Below are 21,218 nucleotides of genomic sequence, written 5' to 3'. Positions count from 1 at the left end.
CTTATGCCGCAAACACTCAAACGTCCAACCGGCACGTTACCGGCGACACTATTATCACTCACCTTCTTCAGCCTACCGGCCGCCGCCGACATTACCAAAGAGGTGGAAGACGCCTTGAATTTCTACCATTACGGCAGCAACGGCGCGGTAAAAATGGATTTGAATTACCGCTGGGAGAATGTCGATAAAGACAACTCTGTTCGTAAACCCGCCAATATGGGCGGCCAGCCGGTGGAAACCGCCAACGCCAATACGGTGCGCCTGCGGCTGGGTTTCCTGACGCCGGTTTTTCACGATTTCCAAGGTTACGCGGAATACGAAGGCCTCTACGCGGCTCAAGCCGACTACGACCGCGGCGGTACTACCTCGAACCGTGACCGCAACTATGCCGTCATTGCCGATCCGGCCCGTAACGAGCTGAATCAATTCTGGATCAGCTACAAAGGCATCGCCGACACCCTGATCAAAGTCGGCCGGCAACGCATCAAATTGGACGACGACCGCTTCATCGGTAACGTCGGCTGGCGGCAGATGGAGATGACCTATGACTCGATTCTGATCACCCACAATAATCAGACCTTGTTCGGGCTGACAGCAAACGTCGGCTATATAGACCACATCCAAAACATATTCGGCGAAACGCATTCGATAAACGCGCCGTTTTTAAACCTGAATTACAAGATTAATGACTGGGGCAACCTGATCGGTTACGGATACTGGCTGGATTACCGCGAACGCGCTAACTACGCTAACTCCTCACAAACCTACGGCTTGCGCTTCGATGGCAAATCGCCGCAGTTTTTTGACACTGTCAATGCCATCTACACGGCCGAATGGAGCAAACAATCGGACTACGGCGACAACCCCAACCACTATCAGGCCGACCGCTTCAATCTGATGGCGGGGGCCAGTGCTTACAATCTGACCGTGTCAGGTGCCGTGGAGCAGCTAAATGGCTACGGAGCCGGCAAATCTTTCCAAACCCCGCTGGGCACCAATCACGCTTTCCAGGGGTGGGCGGATTTATTTTTGACTACACCGGCTAATGGTATCCGCGACGTCTTCGCCACCGCCAGCTACAAAGCGATGAACGACAGCTTGATCATTACCGGCGTCTATCACGACTTTAAAGACGATACCGGCAAAATTGAATACGGTAAGGAATGGGATTTTCAGGCCCTGAAAAAGTTTGGCAAACATTACTCGCTGTTAGCCAAGTACGCGAACTTTAACAGCGATAACCCGGCGTTCCCGGACACCCAAGTGATTTGGATGCAAGGCAACGTCAGCTTCTAGGCAGCAGCGGCGCAAACTGTTTTGCACAGTTTGCGTCCAATTTCCCACCGATCTTCGCAAATAGTACCGACAACATCATGAAACTCAAATTGGTAGTGATAGGCAATGGCATGGCCGGCATGCGCACCGTTGACGAATTGATTCAAACCGTACCGGATCGCTACGACATTACCGTGTTCGGCGCCGAGCCGCACGGCAACTACAATCGCATCATGCTGACACCTGTGTTGTTCGGCGCCAAAAGCGTTGCCGACATCATGATTCACGATTTCGATTGGTATCTAAAAAACCGCGTGACCTTGTATTGCGGACCGGACAAAGCGGTTGTCGATGTTGATCGCGAACGCCGCTGTGTCATCGCCCACGACGGCACCTGCGCGTTTTACGACAAACTGTTGATCGCCACCGGTTCCTTGCCGCTGATGCTGGACATACCGGGCCGCGACGTCGAAGGCGTATTGGGCTTTAGAGACATCGCCGACGTGGAAACCATGATCAAAAAATCCGCCAGCAAACGACATGCGGTCATTCTGGGCGGTGGTTTACTGGGTCTGGAAGCCGCCAACGGCTTATTGCAACGCGGTATGCAAGTCAGCGTCATCAACCGTGCCGGCCATTTGTTGAACCGGCAATTGGATGGTAAAGCTGCGGCGTTTTTACAACGGCAATTGGCGGATAAAGGCATTCAGTTTCATCTGGGTACCACCATCCAACGCATAGACAGTCAGGACGGGCATATCAGCGCGGTGACTTTGAGTAACGGCAGCGTATTACCGGCCGACATGCTGATTATGTCCACCGGCATTAAGCCCAATATCAGTCTGGCTAAACGCATCGGTCTGGCGTGTCAGCACGGCATCGTAGTCGACGACGGCATGCAGACTAGCGACCCGGCGATATTCTCGGTCGGCGAATGCGTGCAGTATCGGGGCGAACTGTTCGGTTTGGTCGCGCCGGTCTACGAACAGGCCAAAGTCTGCGCGCAACAACTGGCGGGTAAAGTCGACAGCCAATTTAAAACCTTATCGTCCGCGACGATGTTGAAAGTCACCGGCATCGATTTATTCTCGGTGGGCGATTTCGAAGGCGACAGCGAATGCCAGATTTTGCAGTTGATTGACCACGGCCTGGGCATCTATAAAAAAATTGTCCTGCGCGGCGACGTCGTCGTCGGCGTTATTTTGTACGGCGACACCAGCGACAGTGCCTGGTATCTGAATTTGGTTAAAGAAAGCACACCGATTGCCGCGATCCGCGACCGCTTGATGTTCGGCAGAATCCCGCTCGCGCGCGCGGCTTAAATTCCTTTACCCATGAACACCATCAAAACCACTTGTCCTTATTGCGGCGTCGGCTGCGGCATCGAAGCCACGATAGAAGACCACGCGACACACCGGGTCAGCATCAAAGGCGACAGTAAGCACCCAGCCAATTTCGGCAGACTTTGCTCCAAAGGCGCGACGCTGGGCGATACCGTGTCGCTGGAAAACCGCCTGCTTTATCCCAGCATTCAAGGGAAACAAGTCGATTGGGCGTCAGCTTTAGATCATGTCGCAGAACGCTTTAACACCATTATTGCGCAGCACGGCCCCGAAGCGGTGGCGTTTTATGTCTCAGGCCAATTGCTGACCGAGGATTACTACGTCGCCAACAAATTGATGAAAGGCTTCATCGGCACCGCCAATATCGATACCAACTCCCGTTTGTGCATGTCTTCGGCGGTAGTGGGCTACAAACGCGCGTTTGGCGCCGATACCGTGCCTTGCAATTACGAAGACCTGGAACTGGCCGAGTTGATTTTACTGATGGGCTCCAATGCCGCCTGGTGCCACCCGATTGCCTTTCAACGCATTCGCAAGGCTAAGGAAAACAACCCAAATTTAAAGATTGTGGTGATCGATCCGCGCAGCACGGCCAGTTGCGACATCGCCGATTTGCATCTGCCCGTTAAACCGGGCATGGATGCGCTATTGTTCAACGGCATTTTGGCTTATTTAGCGCAAAACGGCCGGATCGATCAGACTTATATCGATAGACATACCGAAGGTTTCGACGCCGCATTGCAAGAAGCTGTGAAAACCGCCGGCAGTATCGAGCAGGTCGCCGCAGGCTGTGGCTTGCCTAGCGAAGCAGTCGCCACACTGTTCGACTGGTTTGCCGGCACCGAGAAAACCGTCACGGTTTATTCGCAGGGCATCAACCAGTCCAGCTCCGGTTCGGATAAATGCAATGCCATCATCAACTGCCACCTCGCCACTGGCCGCATCGGCAAGCCAGGCATGGGGCCGTTTTCCTTCACTGGTCAACCTAACGCGATGGGCGGCCGCGAAGTGGGCGGCTTGGCAAACACCTTGGCTGCGCATATGGACCTGGAAAACCCGGAACACGTCGATAGAGTCGGCCGCTTTTGGGGCAGTGACAAAGTCGCCGACAAACAAGGTTTGAAGGCCGTAGCGATGTTCGACGCCATTGCCGCTGGTCAAATCAAGGCCGTATGGATTATGGCGACCAATCCGGTGGTGTCGATGCCGGACGCCGACAAAGTGAAACGTGCCTTGCAACAATGCGAATTGGTGGTGGTATCCGATTGCATCGCCAACACCGATACCGCCGAGTTGGCTCATGTGCTGCTGCCGGCCACCGGCTGGAGCGAGAAAGACGGCACCGTCACCAATCTGGAGCGGCGCATCTCTCGGCAACGGCCCTTGTTTCCGGCCTCCGGCGAAGCCAAACACGACTGGTGGATCATCAGCCAAGTCGCTCAGCGCATGGGGTTTAGCGATGCGTTTAATTACCAATCCAGCGCCGACATTTTTCGTGAACACGCCGCGCTGTCGGCCTTCGAAAACGATGACGAGCATCAGTTACGCGATTTTAATTTATCGGCCTTTGTCCACTTGGACGGGCAAGGTTATGACGCGCTGCAACCGGTGCAATGGCCGGTCACCCACCAGCAAAGCGCAGGCGCAGCCAGAATGTTTACTGACGGCCAGTACTACACAAGCAATCGTAAAGCCCGCTTCATCCCGATTACCCCGCGTCCGCCTGTTAACGCGCCGGATAACGATTATCCGTTTACGCTGAATACCGGCCGCCTGCGCGACCAATGGCACACGATGACCCGCACCAGTCTGGCCGCCAAATTAAACGCGCACCGCCCGGAACCTTTCGTCGAGATAAACCCCGCCGACGCTGAACGCCTCGGCTTAAGCGCGCGCAGTCTGGCGCAGATCCAAAGCCGGTGGGGCAGTATGCTGGCCCGCGTCGATCTCAATCCGGGGCAACAAATCGGCAGTCTGTTCGTACCTATGCACTGGACCGAACAACTCAGCAGCCACGGCCGCATGGGCGCCGTGGTCAATCCGGTGGTCGATCCCTATTCCGGGCAACCGGAAAGCAAGCAAACACCGGCCACAATCCATGCCTGGCCGTCACGTTGGTATGCCACTATTTTGTCGCGCCGTCCCTTACAAATTGGCGGGGCCGAGTATCAAGTCAGTGTGCGCGGCGACCGCTATTTTCGTTACGAGTTAGCGTCTACCGAACCCGGCAAGGACTGGCGGGCCTGGAGCCGCGCGCTGCTCGCTGACACAAGACATATTGATGATGATAACTGCTGGCTGGAATACAGCGACCAACAAGCCGGCTATTACCGTACCGCTTATTTACCGGATCGCGAATTACAAGCCTGTTTGTGCGTCGGACCGGATTGCGAGCTGCCCGAGCCTGGCTGGCTGGGCAGTTTATTCGCTAAAAATGAGTTGAGCCGAGCCGAGCGCCTGAGCTTGCTGAGCGGACTGCCGCCAAAAGGTGAAGCCGATATTGGCCGAATCGTCTGTTCGTGTTTCAATGTGGGCGAAAAAACCATCCGACACGCGGTGCAAACCCAGCAACTGCAAAGCGTCGCCGACATCAGCGCCTGTTTGAGCGCCGGTAGCGGTTGCGGTTCCTGCGTCGCGGAGTTGAAGGAGTTTTTACCCAAACCCAGTTAAATTGATAGCCCAAGGGACGATGCAAGCTAAAACACAGTTATTCCCGTATTTCCAACCCATTATTTCGGTGGCCAGCGGCAAAATCGTCGGCTACGAAGCCCTGGCCCGCCAATACGACGACAAAGGCAAAGTGGTTTCCGCCGGCGCCCTCTTCTCTTCCGCCGAGGTTGATGCCAAAACCCGTATCGAACTGGACAGGCAGGTACGCTGGCAGGCCCTGGAAAAATTCTCGGAATTGGCCGATACGCAAAGCTATCTGGCGCTGAATATTTCCGCGGCCTGGATAGAAAATCTGCGCCAATTAAACACGCTACCCACGCTACGGATGTTGGACGAGTTGAATATCGACCGGCGACGCATCATCGTGGAAATTTCCAATGCGCATGTCGATCCGCAAAAGTTAAAACAAATCGTACAGCGCTACCGCAAACACGGCTTGAGTGTGGCTATCGGCGATTTCGGCGCCGGCGCCTCGCAACTGGAACGGGTGATCGCCATTCAACCCGACATCATCAAAATCGATATGCGGCTGTTCAAGCTGGCCACCAAGGGCGGCATCGCCGGCGACATTATTCATATGATCTCGCGGCTGGGTAAACGCACCGGCTGCCGGATTATTTGTGAAGGCGTGGAATCGGACGAAGCGTTTTTATTTAGTTTGAACTGCGGCGCGCAATTCATGCAGGGGTTTTTGTTTGCCAAAGCCGAAGCCGATTTTCAGCATGCCGAGCTTTACGAACAACATATCGCTTCATTGCGCACTAAATTTTTGAAAAACACACTGGTTAAGGTGCAAAAGAAAGTCAGCGCCATTAACACCACCAAAACCTTGATTTACAAGCTGGCCGAAACCTTGCAGGACGACTTTAACTTGAATGAACTGGTCAGCTGGAATTTTACCGATAGCGGCGTGATTCGTTTTTATTTGTGCAACAACCACGGCGACCAGATTTCGCCGGATTTTAATTTCAAAGAAAACCAATGGTTTACCGATCCGCGCAAAATAGGCTTTAACTGGTCCTGGCGCCCTTATTTCTTTCAATTGCTGGCATTGGAAAACTGCGGCGACCGCAATCGGGTCGTCACTTCCGAGCGCTACATGGATTTTGAAACCAGCTTGCTGTGCAAAACCCTGTCTTTGCGCCTGGATAGTGAACGAATATTGCTCGTCGATACAGTGTCCGGCGATTGAGCTACTTTAGATACACCATCACCAGAAACAACAAAGCCAGACCGGCATAGCGCCAGCTGCTATCGACGGTGTGCGTGCCAGGCTTGGCAAACTCGGCTTGTTGCAGCGCTTGATCCAGACTGTCGGTATCGCTCAGGCGCCGGTATTGCAAGCCGCTCTCGGCAGCCAGCTGGCGTAGATAGCTGTCGTGTAGCCGGCTCATATGCTCGTCGCCGCTGGCCGCCTCGCTGCCAAACGGTGCGTTGCGGGCGTTGTAGCCCTGGATCTTCTCGGGATTTAGATCCGATTCGCCGAAAGACGAGCGGTGCGGCACGTCTTCGGGTTTATAAAACCCCTGGCGTTGGCCTTTGGCGTCGAACTTAGGGATGGGTGCAAGTTGATCGCCGCCGACGCCGACGATCACACCTTTTACCTTATCTTTAACTACCGACAGATCGGGTTTGTAACGCGGATTGGGCGGCGGTGCTTCCTGGCCGTCGCTGAAAAACACCAAGGTTTGGTCCTTACCTTGCAACATCTCAAGCGTACTTAATAAGCCACTAGCGATGCGGCTGTCGGCGGCCCAAGCCATACGCCAATCCAGCGCCGCAATCGCTGCGTCCAGCTCGGCAAAACCCGAACAGACTTCGATCGGTTCGAATAGCAGAGTCGAGCGGCGTTCGGTGAACACCCCCAAACCGACTTGCGAACCGCAAGGCAGTTTTAACAATTCCTTGCGCAACGCCTGTTTAACAAACTGCAAGCGGCTGACCGGCTGTTTATCCAGCTGATAATCTTCGGTATTCATGCTGCGGGTAATATCGACAACAAATACCAGCCGGTAGAGCGGCACTTGCGCGCTGGTTTGCGGATGGAAAAACACTACCGACAAGGACAGCAAGGCCGCGGTCAGCAGCCAGAAACGGTAATCCCTAAGATTGGGGACGATAGTCATATAGCGAAATTATCGGTCGGGAAGATAAGCGCCAAGTTAGGGCAAGCCACGCGGAAAGCCCGGCAAGGTGGTCCATAGTTGGGTCTGTTGATTAAGATCATCCTGCTCGTCGCCGCTGCTGATTCTGTCCATCTCCGGCAACAGCCGCATCGCCACTTCCAGATTGTACTTGGCATCCCAAAAGCCGCTGTCCAACGTTAATGCTTCGCGATAAGCTTGCTTGGCCAAACCCAGCAAGGGCATCGCCTCGTTGACATTGCCGGCCTGGGCTTTCTCCATGGCTTGGCGCAGATACAGATTGCCCAGGTTATAACGGGTTTGCGCTTGCGCTTCAGCGCCGGCTTGCTGCAATAACAGGTTCAGCGTCGCCAGGGCTTCGTCGTAGCGTTGGTGCCGGCTGAGATACACCGCTCTGGTCATGCGTACTTCCGGCGCCGAGGTTGCCAACTCGTCTGCGCCGACATCCTGATCGGCCAGTAATTGGCCGATCAGCCGATTTTGGCCGGCTAGGCCATACAGTTGCAGCAATTGCGTCAGAGTCACTAATAAAGCTGCTGCCAATATGGCCCACAGCGCCCAGTGTTTTAACTTACGGATCACAGTCTGGCCTCGCAGAGTTTCACGCCCAGCAATAACAACATCAGCGCCGCCGCAAAGGCATAACAGCGCGTGGATAAATCCAGCTTCGGAATCCGCTCGAAATAATGCAAAGGCCGATTCTCCAAGCGGTTGATGTCGTCAATGGCCTGCTGCAATGCACCGGGCGTTTCGGCTTCGTAGGCTTGATAGGGAATATGCAGACTGTTAAAGAACAGATGCAGATACCGTTCCGGCATGGCCTGAGCATTATCGTCGCGCGGGTCGTCGGGCACTTCAAACAAGCCAGGGCTGTTGGCGGTGCGCAGAAACACCCAATACAAACTGACTTGGCGTTGTTTGAACAACTCTCGCAAGGCCGCTTCGCTGTCCGGATCGATTACCGCCGCGCCGTCCGACACCAGCAACACGATGCGCGAACCGGTCACCGGCCGGCTATCGAAGAACTCCAAAGCCATGCTCAAGCCCTTGCTGACGTTGGTATAAGCCAAGGCCGGCAACGCGGTGGCGTCTATCGCAGCATGAATCGCGGCTTTGTTTTCAGTGAGCGGTAGCACGAATAGCGGCGAAGTACTGTATTCCGCGATGCCGATCAAATCGTGCGCTCGGTGATCGACAAACTGATTCAACAAGCGGCGGGCGGCGTTGGCTTTGGACTCCTCGCCCTGGGTTTCCGGCGTCTTGCCGGCGAAGGTGTTGTCCATGCTGTTACTGCGATCCAACAGCATGACGATGTGTGCACCGTGGCCGATGCGCTCCATTTGCTGTTCTTGCAGATAGGCACCGGCCAAGCCCAGAATCAACCCGCTTATCGCCAGCACGCCCAGCAAGCGGATCAAGGCGCTGATAGCCAGCGATAGTGGGTCGACAGGCAATATCGCCAGCCAGGGATAGGGGTTGGCGACCACTCCCATTCTCAACATTGGCAACAGGCATAAGCCCAAACCGAGCAAGACCCAAGGATACTCAAAGCCCAAATTCATCGACTGCCTCGCTCGATTTCCCGGCAATGCAGGCACAGGGTTTTGAGTTTTTGCAGATCGTATTCTTGCGGCATTATCGAAGCGTCACCGAAAAAGTAACGATTGGAATAATCGAAAAACCAAGTCAATTCGTCGGCGATGCTGCGATATTCCGGGTGGCCCTGATAAAACTCGGCCAGTTTGTGCAAAAACACCGGCTTGCCGTGAAGACCGTTAAATGCCGCATGTACAGCGCCCAGCCCTTGCGGCAACTGTGACAAGCCAAGGGTTTGCAGTTGCCGCTGCGCGCGCTTGAATACGCTGCGTTTCGGTAGTCCCGGTAAATAACCGTAAAGCCAAGCCAAACGTAATGCGATGCCCAGAGCCACCGCCAGCGCCACGCATAAGCGCCGGACAATTGCCGCGTCATCCAACAAGCTCGGCGCTTGGTCCGGGCGCATGTATTCGCCGTGCTGGTCCTGCCTGACCACCAACTCCCGCAATGGCGCGATCGTAAAGGTCCAGGCTGCGACCGGCTGTTCCAGAGTTTGCCCGTGCTGCTGAAAGCGCAAGGTGAAACCGGGTATGCTCAAGGCTTTCACTTCCAGCGGTGCGTAAAATTGCTGATATTGCAGGTCGATTTGATAGCGCTTGCCGTCATTGCCGGCCGTTTCCAGCACAGTCACCGCGTTCAGTTGTAACCAGCGATTCAAGCGACCCGGCGCCGGCAGACTGTTGCGCTCCAAGAGCATGCCGGCGCGCGTTTCCAGCACAATCCGCTGCGGGATGGTATCGCCGATCACATACCCAAACGGCCGCGGCGTTTGCAGTTGAAAGTCGCGGAGTGCTTGGTTAGACGTGCCGGAGCACGCCGCCAGCAGCGTGACGCATACCCATACCCAAGCACAACCAAGCCGCTTTGCCGCCAACGTCACCCTGCTCTCCTTAAAAAATAGTGCCCCAGCTGCTCGGCGCGGTAGCCGTTGTCGATAAACAGCGGCTCACAGCCCGAGGCCCGAAACTGCTGTTGCAATTGCGCACGGCGCTGGGCAAATGCCTGTTCTATGTTGCGCTTCAAACCGGGACGCAACCACAGCGTGCGGCGCTTACCGGTTTCCAGGTCCTGAACTTGAAACAGCCCCCAATCCGGTAAGCGGCTGTATTCGGCTGGGTCCCACAGCACCAGCGGTATCAGGTCGTGGCGACGCAAGTTTTGCAAAATGGCTTGCAACTGCGGTAACGGAAAATGAAAATCCGACGCCAGAAACACCAAGGCCCTATGTTTGGGTAGATAGCGTTGGGCTTGCTGCAAACCTGCCGAGCCGGGTTGCAGGTCGAGTGTTTCCAGGCGTTTTGCCATGGCTTGAATCCGGCCTAAATGTTTACCGGCCGGCAAATAACAGTCGGTGAGCACCTGCTGGTTAGCCGCAATAAACCCGATGTTGTCGCCGTATTCCAGGGCCGATGCGGCAATCGATAACAGCATATCGGCCATTACACGGCGCTTGTCGTTGCCACCGCCGAAACCCATGGAAGCGGATAAATCGGCCAGCAAATACACATCAATAGCACTGTGTTGCTGCTGTACCCTCACTTGGTAATGGCCGAACGGATCGAGCAGGCTGGCCCGTAAATCGATGCGCCTGGGGTCAGGTCGGGCAATCAGGGTGTCATGGCGCTTGAACAGTTGGCCGTTGCCGACCATTTGTCCGGGGTGCGCGCCGGGAAATACACCGACTGCCGGGCGTGGCAGGCGGTATTGGAAAGGCTTTATCGTGGCCGACATCGCTTTAGCGAGTAACTTATTGGCTGACAACCAAATTCGCCAGCACGGCCGTCACAACCAAGTAGCCGGGAATGGAAAATTTGAGCGGCACCTTCATCAATAAGGCCACCACGCCAGAGTACGTTTGCGGATTGCGACTGTGGATGGCTTCGCCGAACAGCCATAGCAAGGAGTTCAACAGGCATAAGGCCAGGATAGTGAAAAAACCGACATCGCTGAACAAGAACGATTTGTTCGCCAACAGCGAGATGCGCTCACTGGTATCGATAAAATTGGCGGTCAAAATCCCGATCATCAATCCGCCCTCGTCGAAGGCGACCAAAAAAAACGTGTAGGTAAACCGCCGCAAGCGCCGGCTGAAATCACTTAGCGCCGGAAAATGTAGCGATAGATATAACACCGGCAGGCTTAGGCAAAACAGTAAAGTGCCGACCACCGCCAATAAAATCCAGAACTTAAAGCCCACCGCGTCGTTCAAGGCGCTGGTGTAATACGCGGCGTAAGGGACGTCGGCATGTTTATCCAAGCTACTGGCAATAAACGAGCAAATAAAGCCGACGCCGGACCAAGTTAAATAGGTGTCCAATAAGTGGCCGAGGCCGGCATGCGGCAGCATGGCGTGCAGAATCGATTTAATGTTCATGACTGTTACGGTGCGGCGATTTGGTTGAGTATGCTGTCTATCAAGGTGGGAATAATGTCGTCTTGGCGATAGCTGTACATCGGATTCAGGAATATCCGGTGCGACATGGTGACGGCGAAAACCGCCTGCAAATCTTCCGGCAACAGGCTGTCGCGATTTTCCAGCCAAGCCCGGACTTTGGCGGCGCGTATCATGTAGCTGACGCCGCGCGGACTGGCGCCGGCCTGCAGCAGGTTGTGCATTTCCACATCGGCTAAAGCGATGCCGAATGCGCCGGGATCGGCGGTGGCTTTCCATAAATCCAAGGCGTATTGGCGCAAAGCGGCGCTGGGCTGGATGCTGTCTTGAATCGCCGCCGCCCAGTCGTTGAGCTGGTAATAAGGTATTTGGCTGGCGGCCATTTCCCCGATCAAGGCATCGACATCGTGGTAACGCGGATTGAACAGCAAATCGTCCAACACCTTGTCGTCACTGGGTGCGGTGATGTTGATTTCCATGAAAAACCGGTCGCGAGCGGCCGCCGGCAACTCAAAGGTTTCTTCTTTTTCTACCCGATTGCGGTCGGCAAATACCTGAATGTGCGGCATCCGGTATTCGCGATTGAACGCGCCGATACTGCGCTCGGCCATCACCCGCAACAGCAGCGAATGCACTTGCGGCCGGGCCCGATTGATCTCGTTAAAGAAGAACACCGACAACTGTTCGCCCTGCTTCAGCAAAGGGCCGGGATCGACGCAGGGTCGGCCTTCTTGATTTAAATAGGTGTAATAGATCAAGTCGGCCGGCATCAGGTCGATGGTGCCTTCGATACGCTGGTAGTGTCCGCCCAGACCTTGGGCGATGGCCCGCAATAAGGTGGTTTTACCCACGCCGACCTGGCCTTCCAGCAACACATGGCCGCGGGCGAATACAGCTATCAAAAGATTACGTACCGCCGCCTGCTGACCGACGACGACATGGTTGATTTGTTGTTCCAACTGCAACGCACTGGCGCGCCAGTCGCTGAGGGTTTGCTTGCTTGTCATAGCTAATTGAGCGCTGTTGATTAAAGCCAATACCGCAAAAAGAACTCCGGTGCTGGGTTGCCATGCCGCCGATTGCTGACATACGCGCCGCTGAAAACGGGCCGTCGTGATCTAAGCGGCATAGCAACGGCCCGGAGCCGTGAGGTTTCGTTTAGAAGCTGTTTAAAGGCTACTGCACTCGCGAAGTTCTTAAACAGCTTGCATGGGTTGAGCGCGCCGTTGCCTTGGGCATTCCCTGGTCTTCGCTTCGGCAGAATAATCTTCGATTCCCTCCGCATCATTAGTTACCGCCGTCCCTGGCGGCGTCCTAAGGGTTCTATTTTCCTAGTGACTGCCAGTAAGCGCGATGCGCACCCTGACCTACCCGGTGTTTATTGGCCTTCGACGTCGTAAACAAACTTGCCGGTTTTCGCCAGCAATTCAGTACGTTTGGCGTTGCGGGCTTCCATTTCTTTGATCGACTGGGCTTGTTTGTTCAGCTCGTTGGGATCGTGTTTCGGGTCGTATTTGCTGCCCGCCACTTGTGCCGGATACCCCGGTTTCGGTTCCCAGCAGTTGCCGGCTTCTTTGCATTTGGTGCCGTCGTAGGCTTTTGCCGCGCCGGACAGGCCAAAAGCCAGCAGGACCGCGCCTAACATTACTAATTTGTTCATGTTGATCTCCTGATATATTAAATTTAAATTTGCTTTAGCTCTTCCTCGTTCCCACGCGCTGCGTGGGAACGCATGGCTTGTCCGCGCTGCGGCAAAATCGCCATTACCATTTATGCCCTTGGGTACGCGACGCGCGAGAACGAGTCAAAACGTGGCTTCACTTCAACCACTCGGCTTTCTTCGGATCGCCCTTATAAATGCTGCGCAAGAAAGCCATGATGTGTAGCATGTCATCGGTGCTGAAGTTGACGTACTGCGGCCCCATCATGCCGTTGGCGCCACCGAACAGGATTTCGAACAAGCCCTGGTCGGTCAGGCCGCGCGGATAAGTCCAGTAGTCGTCGGCCAGACCGGGGCCGAGTTTGCCTTCGGCTTCATGGCCGTGGCAGCCCGAGCAACCGGTCATGTACAAGCTTTCGCCTTTCTTGGCTGCCTCGGCATCGCCGTTGTAAGGATTTTTGCCGGTTTGCATGAATTGCTTGAATTTGTCGGTGTTGCCGCCTTTTTTGGCGAAACTCAAATCCAGCGCTTCCCCGGTCAAGGCATGGCGCAGGGTAATATCGGCCTGGACAGCACTTGCCGCCAGCGCTGACATCGACAGCACGGCGCCAGTCAAAAATGTTTTCAATTTCATTCAAGGTTTCCTGTTTAGTTCATGGACACGGCTGTTTCGGGTTGATCCAGCAACGGAATGCCTTCCGCTTCCAGCAACGCTTCGATATTGTCCTGCCCGTCTTTGATGATTTTGTTCAATTGCCCCAGCAAAGCGCTGTCGTCCTTGCGCACACCGATGGCGGTGCTGTAATGCAAACCTACCTTTTCGCCGTCGGCGCGCTTGGCGTTGTCCGGAATGACCGTCATCGTCAGCGGCGTGGCCGATGCCTTCACGTAGCGGGCCGCGGCGGGCCCCCACAAGATGGCGATTTCCGCTTTGCCGGAAGCCACTTCGTTAACCAGCTTGTCGTTGTCGTACTTGACGTACTGGTTACGTTTGGACTTGAAGCCGGCCAACTCTTGTTGGTAATTGAACATATCGTTGTAACGGCCGATGGCCCGCAGCATGGTTTCGGCCGGAGAGCCCGGTGCGAAAGCAATCCGCTGGGCTTGCTTCAAGGCCGGGCTATCCCAGTTCTGCAAGTCCAACCCGTCTTTTTCGCGGCTGATAAAGACATAGCCGGACCGGTAGTAAGGTGCCGTGGTCAACAAACGCGGGTCGCCGGCATCGACGCCCATTACCACGTCGCACAAGCCTTTATCCAGGTAATCGCGGATAAAGTAGCGCGGATCTGTCCAGCTGACGGTTTCCAATTTACGGCCCAGTTGTTCGGCCACATACTGCGCCAATTTGTTTTCAAAGCCTTCGCCGTTTTTATTGGAGTAAGGCATTTCGTTTTCAGCCGTGCAGACTTTTAAAACCGGCTGTTCGGCTTGAACTGTGGAAAAACCAAAGCCCAATGCCAACGCAGCCACAATGCGTGTGCTTGTTTTCATAGTGATTCTAGGAATTAAGTAGACTCGTTGCCTCGTTCCCACGCGCTGCGCGGGAACGCCTTAGTAGCCGCGCTGCGGCAGATCATCGCCACCGCAGCGCGGTTAACCTGAATTCCCACGCAGCGCGTGGGAACCAGGAAAGCTTTCTACAACGCGAACACCATCACGCCGCCACCCATTTGGGTGTAATGCGCTAGTTCCTTGAACGCACCCACCGCACCCAAACCAGCGGTCGGATCGGCCAAGTCGAATACCAGACCTACGCCAGGCCAGCCGCCGACACCGTAATAAATCGCAACGTACTGTTTGTTGTTGTGTTTATAGGTGATCGGATGGCCGATAACACCGGAAGGCAATTTAAACTTCCACAGCTCTTCGCCGGTTTTGGAATGACGAGCTTTGATGTAGCCGTCCAGGGTGCCGTAGAACACCAAGTCGCCGGCAGTGGCGGTGGTGCCGCCCCACACTGCGAATTTCTCTTGAACTTCCCATTCCATTTTGCCGGTCACCGCGTTCATGGCTTTGACTTGGCCCAAAGTGCCTTTTGGCCCCGGATACATGTTCAAAGTCGCGCCGACGAAGAACTGGCCGGCACGGTAAGGCAGCATGAACGGTTCCCAGTCCATGCAGATATGGTTGGTACCCATGAAGAACAGCTTTTTGTTCGGATCGTAAGACTCGATACCTTGGTTGTGGTAACCCATCGCCGACGGGCAGATACCGGTGGCTTGGTGGTCCATGTGTGTCGAATATTCCGGATCGCGGATCGGCAGACCGGTTTTCAGATCGACTTTTTTCACCCAGTTGACGGTGTCGTCGATTTTGAAGGCATTGACCAAGCTGCCGTTTTCGCGGTTCAAGGTATACACCAAGCCGTTACGGTCCGGGTGCGTCAGCAGTTTGGTCATTTTGCCGTCGACCATTTGCTCGGACAGCCCCATGTAGTTGACGCCCGCGTAGTCCCACTCGTCGTGCGGGGTTTTTTGGTAACCAAATTTGGCTTCGCCAGTGTTAACGTCGCGGCCCCAGATGGTCATGGTCCATTTGTTGTCGCCGGGACGCATGGTTTCGTTCCACGGTGCCGGGTTACCGGAGCCGTAGTAGAGCATTTCCAGGTCGCTGTCGTAAGCATACCAACCCCAGTTGGTGCCGCCGCCGATTTTCCAGGCATCGCCTTCCCAGGTTTTCAGACCCAAACCGAACTGACCGTAATGCGGGTTAGCGCTGTTGAAGTCTTTGGATAATTTGATGTCTTCATCCGGACCGGTGGCATACACGCGCCAGGCTTGCTTACCATCTTTGATGTTGTAAGCGGTGGCGTAACCACGCACCCCCAACTCGGCACCGGAGGTACCGACGATGACTTTGTCTTTCACCACGAACGGTGCGACGGTCAACGTCGAACCCATGGCGATGTCGGAGTTTTCCATTTTCCACAGTACTTCGCCGGTCTTGGCGTTAATCGCCACCACATGACCATCCAGCTGGTTTAAGAAAATGGTAGCCGGATAATCTTTGCCGGCCGGTGCATAGGCCAAGCCCCGGTTGACCACGTCGCAACAAGCGACGGCGCGCGCCGCTGGATTTTGCTTGGGTTTGAACTGCCACAAAATTTTGTCCGGCTCGTCCAGGCTGATTGCAAATACGTTGTTAGGATATGGCGTATGGACGTACATAATGCCATCAACAACCAGAGGCCCACCTTCATGACCGTTGAGCACGCCCGTGGAAAACGACCACGCCACTTTCAGATTTTTGACGTTGTTGGCGTTGATGTCGATCATCTCGCTGAAATGAGTCGAGCCATAATCTTTGGTCTGCATCACCCAGTTGGTGTTTTGCTTGGCTAGTTGTTCCAGTTCTTTATTCGCTTGCGCCGATGACGACACGGCCAAGGCCGCAGCCGTGACTAAGGCCGTGGTCGATACCTGCTTGGCAAACCGTGAAATTTGCATGAATCCTCCTATGTTGTTTATTAGGTTGCATGGCCCGGCAAATCGGTTGGTTAGGGGAGCCTTCCGTTAAAAGCGGATAACGCCATCGGCATTTCCGGGCAAAATCAATCACACGCTGCGCTTAATTTTGGCGTCCATCCGTGACGCGAGATTTTGCTTTGCGGCAGAAATCTCCTTCACTTTTCACATCAGCAATCTCAATCAAGTCGCACACAATATTGACTTAGACCTACCGGGCCATGCTGGCGCAAATGGTAAAGAAGGCGGCCTATCGGGCGTTACGGAATAATCCATAAATAGCCTGGGAATTCCGCGAAAAAAGTCGTGGAAGTTTTCCCAGTCGCAGGCAGCCGCACGCCGCAGCAAAACGGGAAAAGCTCCCATGGTTTCCCGGCATAAAAATCGGCATCATGGCGGGGCAAGAAGCGCCGGCTAGGGATAGCACCGGTTCTGCCGGGGGCGTTTCTTGCTCATCCACACCAAAAACCAATCAGGGCACGTAGTTAGTGGCGAATAAAATCAGCGTTTTATTAGTAGACGACCATGCAGTGGTCAGAGCCGGTTACAAGACTTATTTATCCTTGTCTGAACGAATAGGCGCCGTCTATGAAGCCGATAGGGGCGAGACCGCTTGCCAGGTATATGACAAGCAGACGCCGGATGTGGTGGTGATGGATTTATCCATGCCCGGTCTGGGCGGTTTGGAATCGGTGCGGCGCTTATTGGTTCGCTACCCCAGTTGCAAGATATTGGTATTTTCGATTCATAACGAACTGGTCTACGTCACCCGCGCGATCAAGGCCGGCGCCAAAGGTTACATCACCAAAAATAATGAGCCGGACACGCTGGTGACCGCAGTTTGCACGCTGGCGGAAGGCGGCACGTACATCGAACCGGCTTTGGCGCAGCAATTGGCGGTGAATATGGCCATCGGCCAGGATGAGGCATATAAGGTTAAATCGCTGTCGCCGCGCGAATTCGACATTTTTTGCCTGCTGGCCAATGGTTTGAGCACCCGTCAAGCGGCGGAAAAATTATGTTTGAGCTACAAAACCGTCTGCAACCACAGTACGGCGATCAAAGAAAAATTAAACGTCAAAACCATGTCGGAATTGACACTGCTGGCTGGTCGCCAGGGTATTATCAATACCGGAAGCGAACTGTGTGAGCACAGCTAGCGCGGAACACACCCTTCCCTAATAACCAGGCCCCATTTATCCCTGGCATGCCGTTCGGACTGAGCGAATCGAAGCCTAGGCCGGTGTGCGCTTCGATAGACTCAGAGCTAACCGGTCTAACAACGCTGTGAATGGCCGCTTGCGACCGGAACTCCCGGTTGTAAGCCTGCAATCCCCCTCCCAAGCAACTGGCTCAAGACGCCCGATTCAAGCCTTCCGGGTCTAAAAGCTGCGCCAGTCTTAATCATTACTTCATTATATTTTCATCTTCAATTCATGTTGAATGGTTATTGTGCCGACTGAATAACCTTATTAAAAAAAGTAATAAAGCATCATCGAGAAGCGACGCGGTATCGGATGTTGGCCGTTTGCTTCCATTCATATGGGCAATTCATTAACGATTACCCATCCGATCAAAACGTATTCATGGGAGATATTATGAATGCACGTCTATTTATATTTCAGCTTTTGCTGATTTTTCTGGGTGTATGCGAATTTGGTAGCGTCCAGGCGCTTGAACTCAAACCTAATTCCGTCGAAATCTTCGTGGGCGAAATAGCCAAGATTGCGGTCACAAAATCATCCGGAAGCATCAGTGTAAAATCCAGTAATACCAGTGTGGCGACAGTCACTTACGCCAGCGGTATCGCTAGCATCAAGGGTGTAAAAGCTGGTTCTACGACGGTCACAGTAAAAGATCGTAAGAGCTCGAAGCGCGTGGAAGTCAAAGTCATCAGCGCCCCTTCTCCCGTCTTGACGATTTCGCCGGCCGTATTGGCGGTCAATGTGGGCGGCACTGCCACCGTCACGGTCACTAACGCCTCCGGCACAGTAAACGTTCAATCGTCGGACAACTCAATTGCTAGCGTCGGCTATGCCAATAATCTCGCTACCATAAAAGGTCTTAAAGCCGGCTCGGCCACGGTGACCATCCGCGACAGCAAGACCTCCAAAACGGTCGCAGTGACGGTGTTAAATACCACGGCTGTCGGCGAATACACCCTGCTCGCCTGGAATGATTTAGGCATGCATTGCATGGACGGCCTGGATTTTTCCGTGTTCGCCATCTTGCCGCCCTACAATACTTTGCATGCGCAATTGAAAGACAAAAACGGTAAGTTAGTCAGCAGCAACGTGTTGCTGACTTATGAAGCAGTCGCCGACAGTAGCGGCTCTATCAATACCAGCAGCGCCAACAAAACCAATTTCTGGTCTTGGGTCGGTGAGTTGGTAGGCTTGAATCCGGCACCGGATGTCGGGGTTAACCTGGACGGACTCGCCAGCGGAAACCCCATGCCCGGCAACAAAACGCCATCCCTGACACCCGCGCCGATGACCTACAACACAGCGTTCGGATGGTTCGAGGCCGAGGGTATTCCGGTGACGCCCTTCGACGACAAAGGTAATAAGAACTTCTATCCCACCGTTAAGGTCGTCGCCAAGGATGCGCTGAGCGGTAAGGTTCTGGCTAGCGCTACCACCGTGTTGCCGGTCAGCGACGAGATGACTTGCAAAGGCTGCCACGCATCCACTGACACCAATAACAATGCCGCGCAAATTGCCGCCAAACCGGCGACGGGCTGGGTGTTCGATGCCGATCCCGACAAAGACTGGAAGCGTAACATTCTGCGTCTGCATGATGAAAAACAGGCCGCCAATCCATTATTCAAGGATGCGCTGACCACATTGAATAGCAAAGGCTACAAATCAACAGGCTTACTGGCGACGGCCGATGCCGGGCAACCGGTTCTTTGCGTGGCGTGCCATGCCAGCAATGCCTATTTCGATAAGGAAAACAAGACCACGGTGATGGGCGGCATGACCGGCATTGCGCCATTCACCCAGTCCTTGCATTTAAAACATGCCGATGTAAAAGACCCTGCCACCCAGTTAACCCTGGATAGTCTGGACAACCGCAGCGCTTGTTACCAATGTCATCCGGGATCGGTAACGCAATGTCTGCGTGGCGCGATGTCCACCGCCACGGACGCCAGCGGCGACCCGTCTATCAGTTGCCAGAGCTGTCACGGCAATATGAAAGCGGTCGGTAGTGCCACTCGGCAAGGCTGGTTCAACGAGCCGACCTGCGAGTCTTGCCACAATAGCGCCGCACCCGGCAAACGCGCGATTTCAGGCATCGACGCCACCGGCAAAGCGATTGTGCCAACAGATCATACCTTTGCCACCAATGCCAATACGCCTGTTCCCGGATTGAACTTGTACCGTTTCAGTAAAGGCCACGGCGGCTTGCAATGCGAGGCTTGTCACGGTGCGACACACGCGGAGTATCCCTCCACACATGCCGACGAAAACCTGCAAAGCATCGCCGTGCAAGGACACGCCGGTACGGTAGCCGAATGTAAGGCTTGCCATACTACAGTCCCGAACACGGTAAACGGCGGCCCTCACGGCATGCATACCACCGGTGACGCCTGGGTTAAGCAACACGAAGACGCCAATAAAAACGGCACAGCCACTACGCCAAGCTGTAGCTATTGCCATGGTACAACCAGCGCCGGCACTCCCTTGAGTGCGGTAAAGGTTGCGAAAACCATTGATGCCGATGAGTTTGGTATTAAGAATTGGCCGGCGGGTTATCAAGTGAGTTGTTTTAGCTGCCACAACGGACCCAATCCGTAAAACTTCAGACAACAGATCGCCCCGCAAGGGGCGATTTTTTTTGTGGGTTGACTCCGCTCACTACAGGAGACGATTGAAATTCACATACAAAGGTCTCTGGCTCTGTCACTCCCACGTAAGCAGGAATGACGACATAAAATTTACTTCTCCAGCTTGGCCTTCAAGCCATTCAAGCCGTTCTTGAAAAAATGCGTCATTGCTTTAACCGCCGCTTCGTCACTCAAATTCTCCGGTGGCGTGTTGCCGGTATCACCGCGGTAGAAGCGGCTTTTGATGGTGACCACGCTGCTGTCGGCGGCCTCACCTGCCGCGACTTTCACATCGACCGTATGCGAACTGGTCGGAAGCGCTTTGGTGTTTTCGGTTTTCAGCCGGTAGCTGTATTCGTGTTCGGCTTCGTTGTAATAATCCAATTCTTCAGTGAGGGTTTCGTCGTTTTGAAAGGTTAACGTGCGTAAACCGCCGGACTGATTCTTGCCGTCACCCGCACTCTTTTTCAAGTCGCTATGCCAATTGGCAATGTCGTCGAAATTTTTCAGCTCTGCCCATACCTTGGCGATAGGCGCTTGGATGGTCACAGACTCCTTGGCTTTTTGCGGCGTCGGGCCGTGAGCGTGAACTTGCCAGGAAAGGAGCAAAAAGCTGAATGAAAGCATGATGTGTCGCATAAGCAATCCCGAAGGGTGGTGAAAAACCCGGTATTATCCGGGCGCACCGCCAGCGTTCATCGGGAATAAACCCCGAATTGATCCGGGGAAACTTCATTTAGCCTGCTGCCGGCAACTGCCGAAAGGAGCGAAAAGGTAAGTGCATCGCGAAGCCGACGCAGTTAAACCGAGCAAAGGTTCGCCCGGTCGATCAGCTTTTATCGCCG

The 21,218-nt window shown here is 54.4% G+C and carries 18 protein-coding genes; 6 read left to right on the top strand and 12 right to left on the bottom strand.

Annotated elements, in window-relative coordinates; genetic code table 11:
* Positions 1 to 3: 3 nt before the first annotated feature.
* The 4 genes from DDY07_RS07160 to DDY07_RS07145 all read left to right on the top strand — a co-directional run bounded on the left by DDY07_RS07160 (position 4) and on the right by DDY07_RS07145 (position 6,480).
* Positions 4 to 1,296, top strand: coding sequence for an alginate export family protein (locus tag DDY07_RS07160; RefSeq protein ID WP_033156208.1), 1,293 nt, complete (start codon positions 4 to 6; stop codon positions 1,294 to 1,296).
* 77 nt (positions 1,297 to 1,373) lie between these two features.
* Positions 1,374 to 2,597, top strand: a complete 1,224-nt coding sequence (locus tag DDY07_RS07155; protein ID WP_171695362.1) for an NAD(P)/FAD-dependent oxidoreductase — start codon at positions 1,374 to 1,376, stop codon at positions 2,595 to 2,597.
* 12 nt (positions 2,598 to 2,609) lie between these two features.
* Positions 2,610 to 5,288 carry a nitrate reductase gene (locus DDY07_RS07150; protein WP_171695361.1) on the top strand — a complete coding sequence of 893 codons (2,679 nt, stop codon included), beginning with the start codon at positions 2,610 to 2,612 and terminating at the stop codon, positions 5,286 to 5,288.
* 19 nt (positions 5,289 to 5,307) lie between these two features.
* Complete coding sequence (locus DDY07_RS07145) at positions 5,308 to 6,480, top strand: EAL domain-containing protein (RefSeq protein ID WP_171695359.1); 1,173 nt, start codon at positions 5,308 to 5,310, stop codon at positions 6,478 to 6,480.
* Position 6,481: 1 nt separating this feature from the next.
* Here the strand turns inward: DDY07_RS07145 and DDY07_RS07140 are convergent, their stop codons facing one another.
* The 11 genes from DDY07_RS07140 to DDY07_RS07090 form a co-directional block, all read right to left on the bottom strand.
* The gene (locus tag DDY07_RS07140) at positions 6,482 to 7,414 is read right to left on the bottom strand and encodes a vWA domain-containing protein (RefSeq protein WP_171695358.1); all 933 of its coding nucleotides are present in this window, start codon (positions 7,412 to 7,414) and stop codon (positions 6,482 to 6,484) included.
* A 36-nt stretch (positions 7,415 to 7,450) separates the two neighbouring features.
* The gene (locus tag DDY07_RS07135; protein ID WP_171695357.1) at positions 7,451 to 8,014 is read right to left on the bottom strand and encodes an MxaK protein; all 564 of its coding nucleotides are present in this window, start codon (positions 8,012 to 8,014) and stop codon (positions 7,451 to 7,453) included.
* Complete coding sequence (locus tag DDY07_RS07130) at positions 8,011 to 8,994, bottom strand: vWA domain-containing protein (RefSeq protein ID WP_171695356.1); 984 nt, start codon at positions 8,992 to 8,994, stop codon at positions 8,011 to 8,013. The genes DDY07_RS07135 and DDY07_RS07130 overlap by 4 nt, the downstream gene beginning before the upstream one ends.
* A complete protein-coding gene (locus DDY07_RS07125) occupies positions 8,991 to 9,908 on the bottom strand; it encodes a nonribosomal peptide synthetase MxaA (RefSeq protein ID WP_171695355.1) in 918 nt (305 codons plus the stop codon). Before DDY07_RS07125 ends, DDY07_RS07130 begins: the two co-directional genes overlap by 4 nt.
* Positions 9,905 to 10,789, bottom strand: coding sequence for a DUF58 domain-containing protein (locus DDY07_RS07120; RefSeq protein WP_253734424.1), 885 nt, complete (start codon positions 10,787 to 10,789; stop codon positions 9,905 to 9,907). Before DDY07_RS07120 ends, DDY07_RS07125 begins: the two co-directional genes overlap by 4 nt.
* Complete coding sequence (locus tag DDY07_RS07115; RefSeq protein ID WP_171695354.1) at positions 10,776 to 11,402, bottom strand: MxaP protein; 627 nt, start codon at positions 11,400 to 11,402, stop codon at positions 10,776 to 10,778. Before DDY07_RS07115 ends, DDY07_RS07120 begins: the two co-directional genes overlap by 14 nt.
* A 5-nt stretch (positions 11,403 to 11,407) precedes the next feature.
* The gene (locus DDY07_RS07110) at positions 11,408 to 12,427 is read right to left on the bottom strand and encodes a MoxR family ATPase (RefSeq protein ID WP_171695353.1); all 1,020 of its coding nucleotides are present in this window, start codon (positions 12,425 to 12,427) and stop codon (positions 11,408 to 11,410) included.
* Positions 12,428 to 12,798: 371 nt separating this feature from the next.
* Positions 12,799 to 13,080, bottom strand: coding sequence for a methanol dehydrogenase [cytochrome c] subunit (locus DDY07_RS07105; RefSeq protein ID WP_101052345.1), 282 nt, complete (start codon positions 13,078 to 13,080; stop codon positions 12,799 to 12,801).
* Between the two features lie 157 nt (positions 13,081 to 13,237).
* Positions 13,238 to 13,714 (bottom strand): cytochrome c(L), periplasmic, encoded by a 477-nt coding sequence (gene moxG / locus DDY07_RS07100; protein WP_171695352.1) that lies wholly within the window; start codon positions 13,712 to 13,714, stop codon positions 13,238 to 13,240.
* Positions 13,715 to 13,728: 14 nt separating this feature from the next.
* The gene (gene moxJ / locus DDY07_RS07095; protein WP_171695351.1) at positions 13,729 to 14,571 is read right to left on the bottom strand and encodes a methanol oxidation system protein MoxJ; all 843 of its coding nucleotides are present in this window, start codon (positions 14,569 to 14,571) and stop codon (positions 13,729 to 13,731) included.
* 146 nt (positions 14,572 to 14,717) lie between these two features.
* Positions 14,718 to 16,526 carry a methanol/ethanol family PQQ-dependent dehydrogenase gene (locus DDY07_RS07090; protein ID WP_033156197.1) on the bottom strand — a complete coding sequence of 603 codons (1,809 nt, stop codon included), beginning with the start codon at positions 16,524 to 16,526 and terminating at the stop codon, positions 14,718 to 14,720.
* 506 nt (positions 16,527 to 17,032) lie between these two features.
* On the opposite strand from DDY07_RS07090, the gene DDY07_RS07085 reads away from it, so the two are divergent.
* Positions 17,033 to 17,704: a response regulator gene (locus tag DDY07_RS07085; protein WP_171695350.1), complete on the top strand. Its 672-nt coding sequence runs from the start codon at positions 17,033 to 17,035 to the stop codon at positions 17,702 to 17,704.
* Positions 17,705 to 18,142: 438 nt separating this feature from the next.
* Complete coding sequence (locus DDY07_RS07080) at positions 18,143 to 20,344, top strand: hypothetical protein (protein WP_171695349.1); 2,202 nt, start codon at positions 18,143 to 18,145, stop codon at positions 20,342 to 20,344.
* Between the two features lie 140 nt (positions 20,345 to 20,484).
* On the opposite strand, the gene DDY07_RS07075 is transcribed toward DDY07_RS07080, so the two are convergent.
* Positions 20,485 to 21,012 (bottom strand): SRPBCC family protein, encoded by a 528-nt coding sequence (locus tag DDY07_RS07075; protein WP_171695348.1) that lies wholly within the window; start codon positions 21,010 to 21,012, stop codon positions 20,485 to 20,487.
* Positions 21,013 to 21,218: the final 206 nt, after the last annotated feature.

The organism is Methylomonas sp. ZR1 (genome assembly GCF_013141865.1).
In the GTDB taxonomy this organism is placed as follows: Bacteria; Pseudomonadota; Gammaproteobacteria; order Methylococcales; family Methylomonadaceae; genus Methylomonas.
Note: the sequence above shows the minus strand (reverse complement) of the source record. Positions and strands in the feature narration are given on the sequence as shown.